13 protein-coding genes are annotated in these 14,504 nt (G+C 71.6%); 7 read left to right on the top strand and 6 right to left on the bottom strand.

From position 1 onward, the window contains the following. The first annotated feature begins 5 nt into the window (after nucleotides 1-5). On the top strand, nucleotides 6-1,214 hold the full coding sequence (locus tag KSF81_RS03140) for an NAD(P)/FAD-dependent oxidoreductase (protein ID WP_217377698.1): 1,209 nt from the start codon (nucleotides 6-8) through the stop codon (nucleotides 1,212-1,214). A 6-nt stretch (nucleotides 1,215-1,220) separates the two neighbouring features. On the opposite strand, the gene KSF81_RS03145 is transcribed toward KSF81_RS03140, so the two are convergent. Genes KSF81_RS03145 through KSF81_RS03165 form a run of 5 tightly spaced genes read right to left on the bottom strand, consistent with a single transcriptional unit; the run spans nucleotide 1,221 to nucleotide 6,767 of the window. Next, entirely contained in the window at nucleotides 1,221-2,189 is a 969-nt protein-coding gene (locus KSF81_RS03145; RefSeq protein WP_217377699.1) for a tripartite tricarboxylate transporter substrate binding protein, read from the bottom strand. Nucleotides 2,190-2,200: 11 nt separating this feature from the next. Further along, the gene (locus KSF81_RS03150) at nucleotides 2,201-3,289 is read right to left on the bottom strand and encodes an Ldh family oxidoreductase (protein WP_217377700.1); all 1,089 of its coding nucleotides are present in this window, start codon (nucleotides 3,287-3,289) and stop codon (nucleotides 2,201-2,203) included. 20 nt (nucleotides 3,290-3,309) lie between these two features. After that, a complete protein-coding gene (locus KSF81_RS03155) occupies nucleotides 3,310-4,989 on the bottom strand; it encodes a thiamine pyrophosphate-dependent enzyme (protein WP_217377701.1) in 1,680 nt (559 codons plus the stop codon). A 22-nt stretch (nucleotides 4,990-5,011) separates the two neighbouring features. Then, a complete protein-coding gene (locus KSF81_RS03160; protein WP_217377702.1) occupies nucleotides 5,012-5,977 on the bottom strand; it encodes a tripartite tricarboxylate transporter substrate binding protein in 966 nt (321 codons plus the stop codon). Between the two features lie 7 nt (nucleotides 5,978-5,984). After that, entirely contained in the window at nucleotides 5,985-6,767 is a 783-nt protein-coding gene (locus KSF81_RS03165) for a class II aldolase/adducin family protein (protein WP_217377703.1), read from the bottom strand. A 115-nt stretch (nucleotides 6,768-6,882) separates the two neighbouring features. Here KSF81_RS03165 and KSF81_RS30845 point away from each other — a divergent pair, with 115 nt between their 5' ends. Together KSF81_RS30845 and KSF81_RS03170 are read left to right on the top strand one after the other, a co-directional pair. Further along, nucleotides 6,883-7,014, top strand: coding sequence for a hypothetical protein (locus KSF81_RS30845; RefSeq protein WP_256444236.1), 132 nt, complete (start codon nucleotides 6,883-6,885; stop codon nucleotides 7,012-7,014). A gap of 6 nt (nucleotides 7,015-7,020) precedes the next feature. Further along, nucleotides 7,021-7,980: a tripartite tricarboxylate transporter substrate binding protein gene (locus KSF81_RS03170; protein WP_217377704.1), complete on the top strand. Its 960-nt coding sequence runs from the start codon at nucleotides 7,021-7,023 to the stop codon at nucleotides 7,978-7,980. 76 nt (nucleotides 7,981-8,056) lie between these two features. Here KSF81_RS03170 and KSF81_RS03175 read toward each other — a convergent pair whose 3' ends face one another. Continuing rightward, nucleotides 8,057-9,199 carry a CaiB/BaiF CoA-transferase family protein gene (locus KSF81_RS03175; RefSeq protein ID WP_217377705.1) on the bottom strand — a complete coding sequence of 381 codons (1,143 nt, stop codon included), beginning with the start codon at nucleotides 9,197-9,199 and terminating at the stop codon, nucleotides 8,057-8,059. A gap of 127 nt (nucleotides 9,200-9,326) precedes the next feature. Here KSF81_RS03175 and KSF81_RS03180 point away from each other — a divergent pair, with 127 nt between their 5' ends. The 4 genes from KSF81_RS03180 to KSF81_RS03195 all read left to right on the top strand — a co-directional run bounded on the left by KSF81_RS03180 (nucleotide 9,327) and on the right by KSF81_RS03195 (nucleotide 14,495). Beyond that, nucleotides 9,327-10,397, top strand: coding sequence for an alpha/beta fold hydrolase (locus KSF81_RS03180; protein ID WP_217377706.1), 1,071 nt, complete (start codon nucleotides 9,327-9,329; stop codon nucleotides 10,395-10,397). A gap of 3 nt (nucleotides 10,398-10,400) precedes the next feature. Beyond that, nucleotides 10,401-11,249 carry an SDR family oxidoreductase gene (locus tag KSF81_RS03185; RefSeq protein WP_217377707.1) on the top strand — a complete coding sequence of 283 codons (849 nt, stop codon included), beginning with the start codon at nucleotides 10,401-10,403 and terminating at the stop codon, nucleotides 11,247-11,249. Nucleotides 11,250-11,303: 54 nt separating this feature from the next. Next, nucleotides 11,304-11,678 carry a hypothetical protein gene (locus tag KSF81_RS03190; protein ID WP_217377708.1) on the top strand — a complete coding sequence of 125 codons (375 nt, stop codon included), beginning with the start codon at nucleotides 11,304-11,306 and terminating at the stop codon, nucleotides 11,676-11,678. A 225-nt stretch (nucleotides 11,679-11,903) separates the two neighbouring features. Beyond that, nucleotides 11,904-14,495, top strand: coding sequence for a PAS domain-containing protein (locus KSF81_RS03195; protein ID WP_217377709.1), 2,592 nt, complete (start codon nucleotides 11,904-11,906; stop codon nucleotides 14,493-14,495). Nucleotides 14,496-14,504: the final 9 nt, after the last annotated feature.

The following is a 14,504-nucleotide window of genomic DNA, read 5'->3' on the forward strand; positions in this document are numbered from 1 at the left end:
GGCGCATGGCGCGCACCCTGATCGTCGGCGCGGGACAGGCCGGGCGGCGCTGCGCCGAGGCGCTGCGCGACCTCGACCCGGAAGCGGAGATCCTGCTGCTGGGCGAAGAGGCGCATCCGCCCTATGACCGGCCGCCGCTGTCCAAGGCGGTGCTGCTCGGCACCGATCCCGGCAATGGCCTGTTTGTCCGCAGCCCGCAATTCTATGCCGAAAAGCGCATCACGCTCCGCACCGGCACCTGCGTCGAGGCATTGGACCTTGCCGCGAAGCAGGTGGTGACAACGGTGGGGGAGCGCATCGGCTATGACAGCCTGGTGCTCGCCACCGGCGCCCGCGCCCGGCCGCTGCCCGTGCCGGGCGCCGATGACCCGCGCGTGCATCTGCTCCGCACCCTGGAGGATGCCCAGGCGTTGCGGGCGGCGCTGGTGGCGAAGCCGAGGCTCGCCGTCATTGGCGGCGGGCTGATCGGCCTGGAGGTCGCGGCCTCGGCACGCCAACTCGGCTGCGCGGTGGTCGTGCTGGAAGCCGCGGACCGGCTGATGGCGCGCTGCGTGCCGCCGGCGATCAGCGAGATGTCGGCGGCGCTGCATCGTGGCCATGGCGTGGAGCTGCATCTCGGCTGCGCGCTGCGGCGCATCACGCCGCGCGCGGAGGGATTGCTGCTGGAGGCGGGCGATCTGGAAGTGGAGGCCGATCTCGCCGTGATCGGCATCGGCGGCATCGCCAATATCGCGCTGGCCGAGGCGGCCGGGCTGGCGGTGCAGGACGGCATCCTGACGGATGGCTGCGGCCGCACCTCGCAGCCGGATGTCTATGCGGCCGGCGAGGTCGCGCGTTTTCCGCATCCCTTCTTCGGCCGCACCGTGCGGCTGGAAGCCTGGCAGGTGGCGCAGAACCAGCCCGCCGCCGTGGCCCGCGCCATCTGCGGCGAGGCGCGGCCCTATGACGAGATTCCCTGGCACTGGACCGATCAGTTCGACTGGAACCTCCAGGTCTTCGGCACGCCGGAGCCGGAGATGGAGCTGGTCCAGCGCCCGGCCGAGGGTGGGCGCCTCACCGCCCTATCGGTGGATGCGGCGGGCCGCGCGCGCGGCGCCCTGGTGCTCAACAATGGCCGCGAGGCGACGCCGCTGCGCCGCCTGATCGCCGCTGGCAAGGCGCTGGACCTCGCCCTGCTGCGTGACCCCACGGTGCCGCTCAGGCAGTTCCTGTAACGCCGTTCAGTCCGGCTTGATGCCGGCTTCGCGGATCACCCGTGTCCATTTCGCCAATTCGGTGCCGAGTTGCGCCTGGAATTCCGCCGGCCCGACCTCGATCGGGTCGAGCCCCGCGCGGATGATCCGCTCCCGCATCGCCGGCTGGTGCAGCACCGCCAGGATGTCGCGATAGAGGCGCTCGGTCAGCGGCGCTGGTAGCCCCGCCGGGGCCAGGATGCCATACCAGGACACCGCCTCCACGCCCGTGAAGCCCAGTTCCGGCAGGGTCGGCAAATCGGGCAATTCGCGCCAGCGCCGCGCATCCGCCACCGCCAGGCCGCGCAGGGTGCCGGCACGGATCTGCTGCACCGCCACGGTCGAGTTCAGGAAGCCCGCCTGCACCTGGCCCGAGAGGATCGCGGTCTGCGCCGGCGCCGCGCCATTGAAGGGCACATGCGTCAGTTCCACCCCCGCCACCTGACTGAACAGCGCGGTCGCCAGATGGCTGGCATTGCCGATGCCGGCCGAGCCCATGGTCACGCCGCCCGGCCGGGATTTCGCCAGGGCCAGGAATTCCGGCACTGTCCGCACCGGCACGGAAGGATGCACCACCAGCACCATGGGGTGGAAGGCGGCGTTGATGATGGCGGTGAAGTCCCGCACGGGGTCATAGGGCAGGCGCGGCAGCAGCGGCGGGTTCATCACATGCGCCGTCGCGCCGAACAGCAGGGTGTAGCCATCCGGCGGCTGCCGCGCGACATATTCGGTGCCGATGCTGCTGCCCGCGCCGGGTCGGTTCTCCACCACTACCGGCTGATGCCAGGCATCGAACAGCCGCTCCGCGAGCGCGCGCGCCAGGATGTCGGTGGGCCCGCCCGGCGCGAAGGGCACGATGAGGCGCACCGGGCGTTCGGGCCAGGCCTGCGCCCAGGTTAGCCCCGGCATGGCCAGCAGCCCGGCGCCGGCCAGCAGCGCCCTGCGCGATGCATTCATCCTCGTGCTCCTCAGCCCAGCAGGTAGGGGGCGCCGGCCGCCTCGGCCAGCTTGCGGATCTGTGCGCGCAGCGTCTCCGGCAGGGGAATGCCGAGGCGGAGCCGTTCCTTGCGGGTGATCCGCTCCGGGTCGCCGGCCACCAGCACCGGCTTGGCCGGATCGGCCGGGCGCGCGGCGTGCAGCGTATCGACGATGGCGTCCATATCCGTCTCGAAGGCGCCACTCTCGCGGAACCAGGCGGGATCCAGTGCGAGGAAGAGATGCCCGATATTGTCCGGCGCATCCGGCCCAACCGTGGCATTGCGCACCGGCGAAAAGCTGCCGCCGGTCAGCGTGCCGCCGAGGATCTGCGCAAAGAGCGACAACCCGTAGCCCTTGTGCCCGCCCAGCACCTGGTCCGCGCCGCCCACCGGCGCCAGCCCGCCTTCCGGCCGTTGCGTGAGCTGCTTCAGCGCCTCGGCCGCATCGGTCATGGGCCGGCCCTCGCCATCCACCACCCAGCCGGCGGGAATGGGCTCGCCGCGCAGCGCATAGACCTTCACCTTGTTGATGGCGACGAGGCTGGTCGCCATGTCCAGCACCACCGGCGGATTCCGGGCAGCCGGCGCGGCGATGGCAATGGGGTTGGTGCCCAGCACCGGCTCCGCGCCCCGCGTCGGCACCAGGCTGACGAAGCGGGAGGAGGAGGTGACGAAACCCACCACACCCGCATCCGCCGCCAGCTTCGCGTAATAGCCGGCGGCGCCGAAATGATGCGAGTTCCGCACCCCGACCGAGGCGATGCCGCAGGCCCGGCACTTGGCGATGGCCATCTCCATCGCCATGACCGAGGCCGGATGCCCAAGCCCCGCCCCGGCATCGATCAGCGCCGAGACCGGGCTTTCCTTCACCACCTTAGGCACGGCGCGGAGGTCGATGCGGCCGCCGCGGCGCCTTTCGTCATAGCCCGGCAGCATGGAGATGCCGTGGCTGTCCACGCCGATCAGGTCGGTTTCCGTCATCACCTCGGCGGTGGTGCGCAGCATATCCTCCGGCATGCCCCAGGCGCGCAGCACTTCCTCGGTCTGCCGGCGGACCAGCTCCGCCGGCACGCGCGCCATGGAGGGTATATCCGCTGGCATCAGCCATGCACCCGTGGTGCGCCGCGGCGGCGCCAGGCGCTCATCTGCTCGGCGGAGGTATGGACATGCACCACCACCGGCCGGGTCTTCACTGCGAAGGCGCGGGCGATGCCCTCCTCGATTTCGGCCTCGGTATTGATGGTGATGCCCTCGGCGCCGAAGACGCGGGCCCAGGCGGCGAAATCGGGGTTGGTGAGGCGCACCGCGCTTTCATAGGGCCGGTTCGGGTAGCGCACCTCGTGATGCATGCCGATCGTGCCGTAGCGCTTGTTGTCGGAAATGATGATGATCGGCGCCGTGCCGTATTGCATGGCGGTGGCGATCTCATTGCCGCTCATCAGCGCGCCGCCATCGCCGACGAATCCCACCGCCTGTTTCCCTGGCCGCCGGATGGAGGCCGCCACCGCCATCGGCACGCCAGACCCCATGGCGCCCACCACGGAGGAGAGGAAATTCTGGCCCGGCCGGAAATCGATATAGCGGTGGATGAAGCTGGAGAAATTCCCGGCATCCGAGGTCACGGCCGCATCCGGCGCCAGATGCTTGCCGATCTCGACGCAGACCGCGGCGAAGTTCACGCCATCCGGCATCGTCTCCCAGACCGGCTCCATCAGGCGGCGGTGGATGGCGTGCAGCCTATCCACCCAAGGCCGCCGCCGCGCCGCCCCGGCCGGCGCGCCGCGCGCCAGCAGCGCCCGGATCACCGAAGCGGGTTCCGCGGCGATGCCGAGTTCCGGGTTGAAGACCCGGCCGATCTCATTCGCATCCGGCCAGACATGCACCAGCGGCAATTGCGGGTCGGGCGCGGTGGGGAAGCTGTAGCTCTGGCTGACCGAATCCGTCAGGCGCTCGCCGAGGCTGACCAGCAGGTCGGCCCGCTTCATCTCCGAGATCAGGTCCTTCGGCACCCGGATGCCCATGTAGCCGCCGTAATTCGGGTGGAGGGCATTGAACAATTGCGGCCGGCGATGCGTCGGCGAGACCGGCAGCATCCAGTCCTCCGCCAGCTTCTGCAAAGCCGCCAGGGTGTCCATATCCGCGTTGGCGAGCGCGCCGCCCACCCAGAGCAGCGGGCGTTCCGCGCGGGCCAGCATCTCCGCCAGCCGGTCGAGGTCCTCGGGCCGGGCACCGCCATGCACGCGCGGGCGGGGCTTGGACATGGGCGCATCGGTGGGTTCGTCGAAGATATCCTCCGGCAGCACCACCGCGACCGGCCCCGGCGTGCCGCTTTCGGCCAGGTGGAAGGCGCGGGCGATGGCTTCGCTCGCCTGCACCACCTCATTCACCTCGATCACGTCCTTGGTCACGTCGGACAGGAACTTCGAGTAATTCTGCTCCTGCAAGGCCAGCCGCCCGAAATCCTTGCGCTCCACCTGGCCCACCAGGACCACCAGTGGCGTCGCGTCGTGGAAGGCGGTGTGCAGCGCCACCATGGCGTTCGACAGGCCAGGGCCGCGCGAGACCAGCAGCACGCCGGCGCGGCCGCCGCGCATGCGGCCATCCGCCACCGCCATGAAGCCGGCGCCACCCTCATGCCGGCAGACCACCAGCTTCACCTGCGGCACCTCGGTCAGCGCATCGGTGAGGCCGAGGAAACTCTCCCCCGGCACCATCCAGATGATGTCGGTGTCATGGGCAACCAGGCTTTCCGCCAGCAGGCGGCCTACGGTGCGGCTCATCGCGTTTCTCTCCCCTTCGGTGTCATTCGACGCGGATGCCGGCTTCGGCCACCACGCGCTGCCATTTCGGCACATCCTGGTCCAGCAGCGCCTCCAGCTCGCGCGGCCCCGTCAGCAGCGGCACCGTGCCGGCGGCGGCGAAGCGGGTGCGGATCTCCGGCAGATCGCGCAGGCCCCCCAGCGTCTCCGCCATGCGCGCGACGATCGCCTGCGGCAGGCCGCGCGGCGCGGCGATGGCATACCAGTTCAGCGCCACATAGCCCGGCACGATCTCGTTGATCGCCGGCGTCTCCGGCAGCGAGGCCACGCGGCGTTCCGTCGCCACGCCGAGCAGCCGCACGCGGCCGGCATTCACATGCGGCAGGGTCTCCACCGTGCTGGCGAAGACCATATCGATTTCGCCCGCATACAGCGCCGTCATGGCCGGCGCCGCGCCGCGATAGGAGACATGCGAAAGCTCCACCCCCGCCGCCGAGGCAAACAACGCGCCCGAGAGGTGGTTGGAGGAACCCACGCCGCCGCTACCATAGGTCAGCACCCCCGGCCGCGCCCGCGCCGCCGCGATCACATCCTGCACGCTGCGGAACGGGCCCTCGGCCCGCACCACCATGGCGGTCGGCACATCCGCCACCAGGCTGATCGGCGTGACCACCTGGCGCGGGTCCAGCCCCTGGCTGGGATAGAGCGCCGGCACGCTGGCGAGCGAGGAACTGGTCAGCAGGAAGGTCGCGCCATCCGGCGGCGCCTGCACCACCGTGCGGATGCCGATGCTGCCCCCGGCGCCCGGCCGGTTGTCGATGATGAAGGGTTGGCCGAGCCTTTCGCGCAATTGCTCCGCGAGCATGCGGCCGATGGTGTCGATCGGCCCGCCGGCGCCGAAGGGGATGACGATGCGCACCGGCCGCGCCGGCCAGACCTCCTCCTGCGCCCGGGCGCGCAAGGCCGGCAGCAGGGCGGGCAAGGCCAGCAGGCAGCGTCGGGGGACCATGCCCGCCTCAATCCCGGTAGGAGGGGTCGGTGGCATCCAGCTTGCGCAGCAGCCCCGGCCATTCCAGCGGGCCGTAGCGGCGGGAGGCGCCCGGCGCATACATGCCGGTGGACCGCTCCACCACCTCCGGCGGCGGCATGTTGAGTTCGGTGTTGCAGGCCATGGCGGCAAGCTGCGCCTGGCAGGCGCGCTCCAGCCCCCACATCGCGATGAAGGCTTCCGCCATGCTCTCCCCCACCGTCAGCAGCCCGTGGTTCCGCAGGATGCAGTAGTTGAGCGGACCGAGGGATTGCGCCAGCGCGTCGCGTTCCGAAGGGTCGCGCTCCGGCCCGCGGAAGTCATGATAGGCGGTGCGGCCGTAGAAGCGCGTCGCCGTTTGGGTCAGCGGCAGCAGCCCGCATTTCAGGGCCGAGACCGCCATGCCGGCGATGGTATGGGTATGCATCGCCGCCATCACGTCCGGCCGCGCCCGATACAGTGCGCTGTGGATGGTGAAACCGGCGGGGTGCAGCCCATAGGGCAGGTCCGGCTTGTAGAGGATCTCGCCCTCCAGCCCCACCTTCAGCAGGGAGGAGGCGGTGATCTCGCTGAACAGCATGCCGTTCGGGTTCAGCAGGAAATGCCCCGGACTATCCGGCACCCGGGCGGAGATATGAGTATAGATCATGTCCGACATGCCGTAGCCGTCGCAGAGCCGGTAGCAGGCGGCGAGATCGACCCTCGCCTGCCACTCCGCATCGCTGACCGACCCGCGGATCGGCTCGATCCGCAAGGCGCCTTCCCTGGCCATGGCCCGATCCTCCCAAACCCAGGCCCCATTTAAGGGGAGTTGTGCGCCGAGGGGAATGCGGGGAAGCTTGCGGACCGATCGGACCCCCGCGCCAATCCTGCCCGGAACGAACAGCATGAGCGCCACCATCAGCGGCTTCGCCCCCGTGACCGATGCCTGCGCCTGGCGCGACGCCGGCCTCGCCGGCGAGCATGACGGCATCCCCGAGCGCCTGCCCGTCGCGGCCGCGCCGCTGCCGCCGGGCTGAGCCGCCATGCGCCTGCCGCGCCGCGCGCTTCTCGCCAGCCTCCCCGCGCTTGCCGCCCTGCCGGCTGCCGCGCAATCCTGGCCGGCGCGGCCGGTCCGCATCATCGTGCCCTTCGCCCCCGGCGGATCGGGCGACATCACCGCCCGGCTGGTCGGCAGATACATCGAGGAGAAGACCGGCCAGGCGGTGGTGGTGGACAACCGCCCGGGCGCCAATGGGGTGATCGGCACCATGGCGGTGAAGACCGCGGCGCCGGATGGCTACACGGTGCTGCTGGCCACCACCAGCACGCATTCCGCCAATCCCTCCATGATGCGCGAGCTGCCCTACGACCCGGAGCGCGACTTCACGGGGGTCGGCTTCTTCGGCTCCAACGGCGCCTATCTGCTGGTACGGCCGGATGCGCCCTGGCGCAGCCTCGGGGAACTGGTGGCGGAGGCGCGGGAGAGGCCGGGCAAGGTCTTCTTCGGCCATTTCAACGCCTCCTCCCGCGTGCCGGGGGAGCTGCTGAACGCCATGGCGGATATCCGCATGCAGGGCGTGCCCTACCGCGCCATCGGCACCGCCTTCTCGGACCTGCTGGCGGGGCGGTTGCAGGTGATCTTCGTCGATACCACCGCGGGCGACGCCTATCTACGGAACAACCAGGTGCGCGCGCTCGCCATCACCCGGCAGGGCCGCTGGAGCCGCCACCCGGACCTGCCCGCCATCAGCGAGACCTATCCGGATTTCGTGCTCACCGGCTTCCTCGGCTTGGCGGTGCCCACCGGCACGCCGCCGGAGGCCGCGCAGCGCCTGAACACGCTCATCAACGAGGCGATCCTGGCCGAACCGGCGCGCTCCCGCATGGTGGAATTCGGCTTCGTGCCGGAGGCGATCGGCCTGGAGCGCGTGGCGGAGTTGATGCGGCTGGAACGCGAGAAATGGTCCCGCTTCGTCCGCATGGCGGGGATCGAGCCGGAATAGCCAGGCCCAAGTGGGCTTGGCTTTTGTTGAGCCGGCGATTCACGCCCTGGGTGTTTCCACCCAGGGCGATCGCGGGCTATCCCACCGGCTTGCGCGGCGCCGGCGCGCCCAGCGCGGCATTGGCTTCGCCGAGTGCCGGCGCGCCGCTGGTCACCGGCGGGCGGGTGCCGTCGAAGCTCACCGGCAGCCCGACCCCCTCCAGCGCATAGCCCGGCATCGGCTGCATGATGCCGAGCGCCCGGGTCTGCGGATGCGCCGCCACCGCCGCCAGGTCATGGATCGGCGAGCAGGGGATGCCCGCGGCCTCCAGCATTTCGCTCCATTCCTCGCTGCCACGGCTGCGCATCACCTCCTCCAGCATCGGCAGCAGGATGTCGCGATGCGCGATGCGGTCGGCATTGGTGCGGAAGCGCGGATCGGCGCCCCATTCCGGGTGGCCGAGCACGGCAGTGAGCTTGGCGAAGAGCCGGTCATTCGCCGCCGCCACCACGACCTCCCCATCCGCCGTGTCGAAGGCCTGGAAGACGATCAGCTTGGGGTTGCCGGTGCGGTGCCGCGGCGGCTGCTGCCCCGTCTCGTTGAAGCCGGCGAAGACCACCGTCAGCCAGCCCAGTGCCGTCTCGAGGAGCGAGGTATCCACCACGCAGCCCTGCCCGGTCAGGTGCCGCTGCTGCAGGGCGGCCAGGCAGCCCAGCGCCGCCCAGAGGCCGGTGCCGAGATCGAGCACCTGCGGACCGACCCGCGCCGGTGGCCCATCGGCGGTGCCGTTCACGCTGAACATGCCGGAGAAGGCCTGCAGGATCGGCTCATAGCCCGGCTGCATCCGCATCGGCCCCCTGGCGCCGAAGGCATGCAATGAGCAGTAGATCAGCCGCGGATTGATGGCGCCGAGGCTTGCCGCATCGAGGCCGAGGCTCTCCATCGCGCCCGGCCGCATGTTGTGCACCAGGATGTCGCGGTCGCCGATGAAGCCGTGCAGCCAGGCGATGGCCTCCGCGTCCTTCAGGTCCAGCACGACGCTGCGCTTGTTGCGGTTCATGGTGTGGAAGGTGCAGGCGATGCCGGCATGGAAGGGCGGGCCCCAGCCGCGCGCATCGTCGCCCTCGGGGCGTTCGATCTTCACCACCTCGGCGCCCAGCATGGCCAGGATCTCGGCCGCGAAGGGGCCGGCGAGGTTCTGTCCGATCTCGACGACCTTCACGCCTTGCAGCGGCAGCATACGGGGCATTCCTTCCGGGAGGTTCCGCGGCAAGGTCGCGCCGGCTGCCGGGGCGGTCAAGCCGCGGGGTCGCGCCGCGGATCCGGCCGGGTTATGCTCGGGCGTGGCAACCGGGGGGGCCGTTCGCATGCGCACCACCGTCTATTTCGTCACCAACCGCGCCGCGGGACCGGCGGGCGCCGATCCGGGCGAAGCCTTCGGCCCGAAGATGGTCGAGCTCGAGGCCAGGGCCCTCTCCTGCGGGGCCGCCTTCGTCACCAATACCTCGCCGGACCCGGCAACGCTCGAGCAGCGGCGGGTGGACGAGATCGTGGGCGTGGAGCCGGACATCTTCAGCGCGGAGATGCAGGCGGATATCCTCGGCAGCGGCAAGAACCTGCTGTTCTTCGTGCATGGCTTCGCCAACAGCTTCTCCGATGCGATCTGCCGCGCCGCCTTCAACCGCGAATGGTTCGCCGCCTCGGGCGTCGCGGCGGCGGATTGCACCATCATCGCCTTCACCTGGCCCTCGCCCGGCCGCGTCCTAGACGAGAACGACGTCATCCCGGGCGCAGCCTCGGTGCTGCTGACCCTGCTCGGCTTCGCCATCCATCACGAACTGCACAGCCCCTTCGCCAACCGCTACCTCGACGACCAGAGCAATGCCCGCAGCTCCGGCCGCGACCTGGCGCGGACCTTCGACCGGCTCGCGCCGCTGGCCGATGCGGCCCGGGCGCAGGGCCGGAAGGTCTTCCTGCTGGCGCATAGCATGGGGCACATCGCACTCCAGGGTGCCTTCGCCGCCTGGAGCACCAGCGGCCAGAGCCCCGGAATCCGCTTCGACGAGGCGGTGCTGGCGGCGGCCGATGCCGACGACGCCTTCGCCAACCGGGCGCCGCCCTGGCTCGCGGCCATGCCGATACTCGCGCGCCGCACCAGCCTCTATCACAGCAATGCCGACCAGATCCTGATGGTGAGCGAGGCGGTGAACGGCAAGCGGCGGCTGGGCGAGACCGGGCCGCCGGACCGCGACGACGCGGCCGCCTTCCCGCAGGACCGCTTCTGCTTCGTCGATTGCGCCCGCGTGCAGGACAGGGTGGGCGAGAAGGAGATCGACTTCACGCACCAATACTACCGCCGCATTCCAGAGGTGCGCGACGACATCGCCGCGAGTTTCAGCGGCGAGCCGCTGCGCAGCCGCGTGCTCCGGAAGGGCTGACGCATGCTTGCCCCGGACACGCTCGCCGACCGCCGCATCCTCGTGACCGGCGGCGGCACCGGCCTCGGCCGCAGCATGGCGCGGCGCTTCATCGAGCTCGGCGCCGTGGTGACGATCTGCGGCCGCCGCGCCGATGTGCTGGAAGCAGCGGCGCGCGACTTACAGGCCGAGCTCGGCGCCGAGGTCGCCACCGAGCCCTGCGATGTGCGCGACGCCGCCGCAGTGGAGGCGATGCTGGACCGCATCTGGCAGCGCGGCCCGCTGGATGTGCTGGTGAACAATGCCGCGGGCAATTTCCTGGCGCAGACCCACCGGCTTTCCGCCCGCGCGGTGGATGCGGTGCTGGATATCGTGCTGCATGGCAGCGCCTATTGCACCATCGGCTGCGGCCGCCGCTGGATAGATTCCGGGCGGCCAGGCACGGTGCTGTCGATCCTGACGCTCTCGGCGCTGCATGGCGCGCCCTTCACAGTGCCTTCCGCCATGGCCAAGGCCGGCGTGCTGGCGATGACGCGGTCGCTGGCGGTGGAATGGGGGCCGCGCGGCATCCGCCTCAATGCCATCGCCCCCGGCAATTTCCCGACCCCCGATGCCACCGCGCGGCTGCAGCCGGCGGGGCATGTGCGGGCGCCGGCGGAACGCGGCATTCCGCTGCGCCGTGTCGGCGAGCATCGGGAGATCGCCGATCTCGCCGCCTTCCTGGTCTCCGACATGGCGGCCTATATCACCGGCGAGGCGGTGGTGATCGATGGCGGCAAGCGCTGGCTTGGCGGCGCGCGGTCCGGCGGCGAGGAGATGCTGGACTGGACCGATGCCGACTGGGCGGCGCTGCGGGCGCGGCAGCCCCGTTAGCCGGGGCTTCACCTTTCGCCGGCATGCTGCGCCTGCTGGAGAAGGCAGGCGGCAATGCCGGAAAGCGACCACATGGCGGCCGAGGCGCGGGAGGCGCGGCTGCGCATCGCCCGCCACCTGGCGGAATTGCACCGGCTGCATCTCGGCCTCGCGGCGGAAAGCCGGGCGCTGAAACGCTTCACCACCGAGGGCCGCGCCGAGGTCGAGATCGAGGTCGCGGCCGAGATGCTCGAACAGTATCTCGGCAGCAGCAATGCCTTCCTGGAGAACATGCGTGGCCGGTTCGAGGCGCGGCTCGCCCTGCTGCGGCGCGGCGAACCGCGGCACGGCCCCAGCCCGGAGGATGCGCCGGGCCATGGCGGATTCTGGCTCGGCTTCTCGCGGCTCTGCGCGGTGCTGCGCCGCGCGGAATCCCGCGCCGGTGTGTAACCTCCGCGGCCGCGCGCCTCAGCCGTAGCCCTTGCCGAGCGACTCCTCCGCCGGGTGAAAGCCGAAAGCCCCATCATGGGTCAGGAGGGTGCCGGGGCATCGGGCGGTTGCCCGGCCTGCCGCCCTGCGCTACCTCCAATCCTCAGCCACCATTCCCAATAGGTGGTGCAGCGCAGCATTTTTGCGCGCAGGATGCGGTGCCCCGAAGGGATGATGGTTGATGTCATGGCATCCGGCCCGTCGGCGCGGCATTCCGGCAAGGTGCGGCAGCCCTTGAGCCTGCGCGGCTGGCTCATCCTGCTGGTCGCCGCGGTTGCCCTGCCGCTTTCGGCGCTGGCCGGGGTCGCGGTCTGGCATGCGCACGAGGCCGGCCGGGCGCGGGCCGAGGACCAGTTGCTGAACCGCACCCGGGCCCTGGCACAGGTGGTGGACAGCGAATTCAGCCGTGTGGAGACCGGGCTGCGCGCGCTGGCCGCCTCGGCCGCCATGGTCCGTGGCGATCTGGACGCGGTCGATGCGGAGATGCGCGCCCTCTCGGCCCAGCTCGGCGGCATCGGCATCGGTCTTTCCGCCTCGGAGGGACGGCAGCTTCTGAGCACCACCTGGGCGCCCGGGGAACGCCGCGCGGAGGCCCCCGCGCCGCCGGCCACCCGCCACAGCTTCGCCACCGGCCGGATCGAGATCAGCGACCTCCTGCGGAGCCAGAACACCGGCCACCTGGTCAGCGCCATCACCGTGCCGGTCTTCCCGCCCGCCACGGCGCCGGCCACCGTGGCGGAACCTGCCGCCCCGCCGCCCCATGTCTTCGCCGCCGCCCTGCGGCCGGAATTACTGGCGGCCAGCCTGGTCGAGGGCGGCGCCAGCCCGCGGCCGGGCACGGTGGCCGTGGTGCTGGACCGGGGCGGGCGCATCGTCGCCCGCACCATGCGGCCGGAGGTCTTCATCGGCCGCCCGGTCAATCCCGCCTTCGCCGCCCGGGTGGCGCGGGAGGGCGAGGGGGTGCTGCACAATTCCGTAACCTATGAGGGGGTTCCGGCGAGTTTCGCCTTCGCCCGGGCGCCCGGCAGCGGCTACGCCGTGGTCCTGAGCATGCCCGAGGCGGCCTTCCGGGCGCCGCTCCGGGCCGCGCTCGGACGGGTCGCCGCGGTCGCCGCCGTGCTGCTGCTGGCCGGCGCCGGGCTGGCGGCGCTGCTGGCCCGCCGCATCGGCCGGGAGATCCGGCGCCTCAGCCCCGGCGGCACCCCCGCCGGCTCCGGGCTGCGGGAGGTGGACGATCTGGGCCAGGCCCTGGCCGCCGCAGCGGCCGAGCGCGACCTTGCCATGGCCGGGCTCGCGGCCAGCGAACGCCGCTTCCGCGCCCTGGCCGCGGCCGGTGCGCTGGTGGTCTGGCGCAGCGACGCCTCGGGCGCGGTCCTGGAGGGCGAAGGCTGGACGGAGCTGACGGGCCAGCCGGCTGCCGCGTTGCGGGGCAACGGCTGGCTGGAGAAGCTGCACCCGGATGACCGGGCCGGCGCCCTGGCGGCCCAGGCCGCATCGCGCGCCGCCGGGGCGCCGGTCGATGTGGAATACCGCATCCGCACCGTCTCCGGCGAATGGCGCTGGGTGCGGTCGCGCGGCGTGCCGGTGTCGTGCCAGGTGGGCGGCGCCCCCGCCGAATGGGTCGGCGTGGTCGAGGATGTCGAGCACCGCCGCCTGGCCGAACGCGCCCTGGCGGAGCGGGAGGCACGGCTCCGCCTGGCGGTGGAAGCCGCCCGCTTCACCACCTGGGACTACGACATCGAGCGGGGGCTGGGCTCCCGCATCGGCCGGCCGAGAGAGGATTTCGTGACCCCACCCGCCGGCGGCTTCGGCCTGGAGGCCTGGTCGGACCCGATGCACCCGGAGGATCGCGCGGCGGTCCTCGGCGCATTGCAGGCCGCCATCGCTGGCGATGCGCCGCACTTTGCCGCCGAATTCCGGGTGCGCCGCCGTCCGCCGACGGAGGGCTGGGCCTGGATCGCCTCCTATGGCGCGGTGACGGAGCGCGACCCGGTGACCGGCGCGGCGCGGCGCATCGGCGGCGTGGCGCAGGACATCACCGCACGGCGGGAGGCCGAGGCCCGGCGCATCCTGCTGGCGCGGGAGGTGGACCATCGGGCGAAGAACGTCCTGGCCGTGGTGCAATCCGTGCTGCGCCTGGCGCCGCGCGACCAGCCGGCGGAATTCGCCGCCGCGGTGGAGCGCCGGGTGGCGGCGCTGGCCCGGGTGCATACTCTGCTGGCCGAGGAGGGATGGGCCGGGGCCGAATTCCGCACCATCGCGGAACGGGAACTGGCCGGCTTCCCCTCCGGTGCGATCCGGCTGGAGGGGGTGGCGGTGGCCATCGGCTCCGCCGCCGTGCAGCCCCTTGCGATGGTCCTGCATGAACTGGCCACCAATGCCGTGAAACATGGCGCCCTGGCGCGGCCGGAAGGGCAGGTGACGCTGCGCTGGGGGCTGGCGGCGGCGCGGGCCGTGCCCGGCACCCGGCCCTCTCCCGCTGGCCAGGGCCCCGGTGGCGATGCCGGCCAGGACGGCATGGTCCTGTGGCTGGACTGGACCGAGACCGGCGGACCGCCGCTGGCCGGAACGCCGGGCCGGCGCGGCTTCGGCTCCCGCGTCATCGAGGCGACGGTGCGCGTTCAATTGGGTGGCAGCCTGACCTTCCGCTGGGAGGCGACGGGGCTGCGACTCCACATCGCGATTCCGGCCGCCAGGGTCCTGGCATGCAGGACCAGGGTGGCGGAGGAGGCCGCCGCACGGGGCGCCGGCCTTTCCGTGGAAGTGGCCAGGTCGTAGCGGGCGGGC

The organism is Siccirubricoccus sp. G192 (assembly GCF_019084075.1).
In the GTDB taxonomy this organism is placed as follows: Bacteria; Pseudomonadota; Alphaproteobacteria; order Acetobacterales; family Acetobacteraceae; genus G192.

Excerpts from the sequence above, each read along its gene's own strand:
- KSF81_RS03175 (WP_217377705.1), bottom strand. The coding sequence starts at position 9,199 with ATGCTGCCGCTGCAAGGCGTGAAGGTCGTCGAGATCGGACAGAACCTC.
- KSF81_RS30845 (WP_256444236.1), top strand. The coding sequence starts at position 6,883 with ATGAGCGCCACCATCAGCGGCTTCGCCCCCGTGACCGATGCCTGCGCC.
- KSF81_RS03145 (WP_217377699.1), bottom strand. The coding sequence starts at position 2,189 with ATGAATGCATCGCGCAGGGCGCTGCTGGCCGGCGCCGGGCTGCTGGCC.
- KSF81_RS03195 (WP_217377709.1), top strand. The coding sequence starts at position 11,904 with ATGGCATCCGGCCCGTCGGCGCGGCATTCCGGCAAGGTGCGGCAGCCC.
- KSF81_RS03140 (WP_217377698.1), top strand. The coding sequence starts at position 6 with ATGGCGCGCACCCTGATCGTCGGCGCGGGACAGGCCGGGCGGCGCTGC.
- KSF81_RS03190 (WP_217377708.1), top strand. The coding sequence starts at position 11,304 with ATGCCGGAAAGCGACCACATGGCGGCCGAGGCGCGGGAGGCGCGGCTG.
- KSF81_RS03165 (WP_217377703.1), bottom strand. The coding sequence starts at position 6,767 with ATGGCCAGGGAAGGCGCCTTGCGGATCGAGCCGATCCGCGGGTCGGTC.
- KSF81_RS03185 (WP_217377707.1), top strand. The coding sequence starts at position 10,401 with ATGCTTGCCCCGGACACGCTCGCCGACCGCCGCATCCTCGTGACCGGC.
- KSF81_RS03150 (WP_217377700.1), bottom strand. The coding sequence starts at position 3,289 with ATGGCGCGCGTGCCGGCGGAGCTGGTCCGCCGGCAGACCGAGGAAGTG.
- KSF81_RS03170 (WP_217377704.1), top strand. The coding sequence starts at position 7,021 with ATGCGCCTGCCGCGCCGCGCGCTTCTCGCCAGCCTCCCCGCGCTTGCC.
- KSF81_RS03180 (WP_217377706.1), top strand. The coding sequence starts at position 9,327 with ATGCGCACCACCGTCTATTTCGTCACCAACCGCGCCGCGGGACCGGCG.
- KSF81_RS03160 (WP_217377702.1), bottom strand. The coding sequence starts at position 5,977 with ATGGTCCCCCGACGCTGCCTGCTGGCCTTGCCCGCCCTGCTGCCGGCC.
- KSF81_RS03155 (WP_217377701.1), bottom strand. The coding sequence starts at position 4,989 with ATGAGCCGCACCGTAGGCCGCCTGCTGGCGGAAAGCCTGGTTGCCCAT.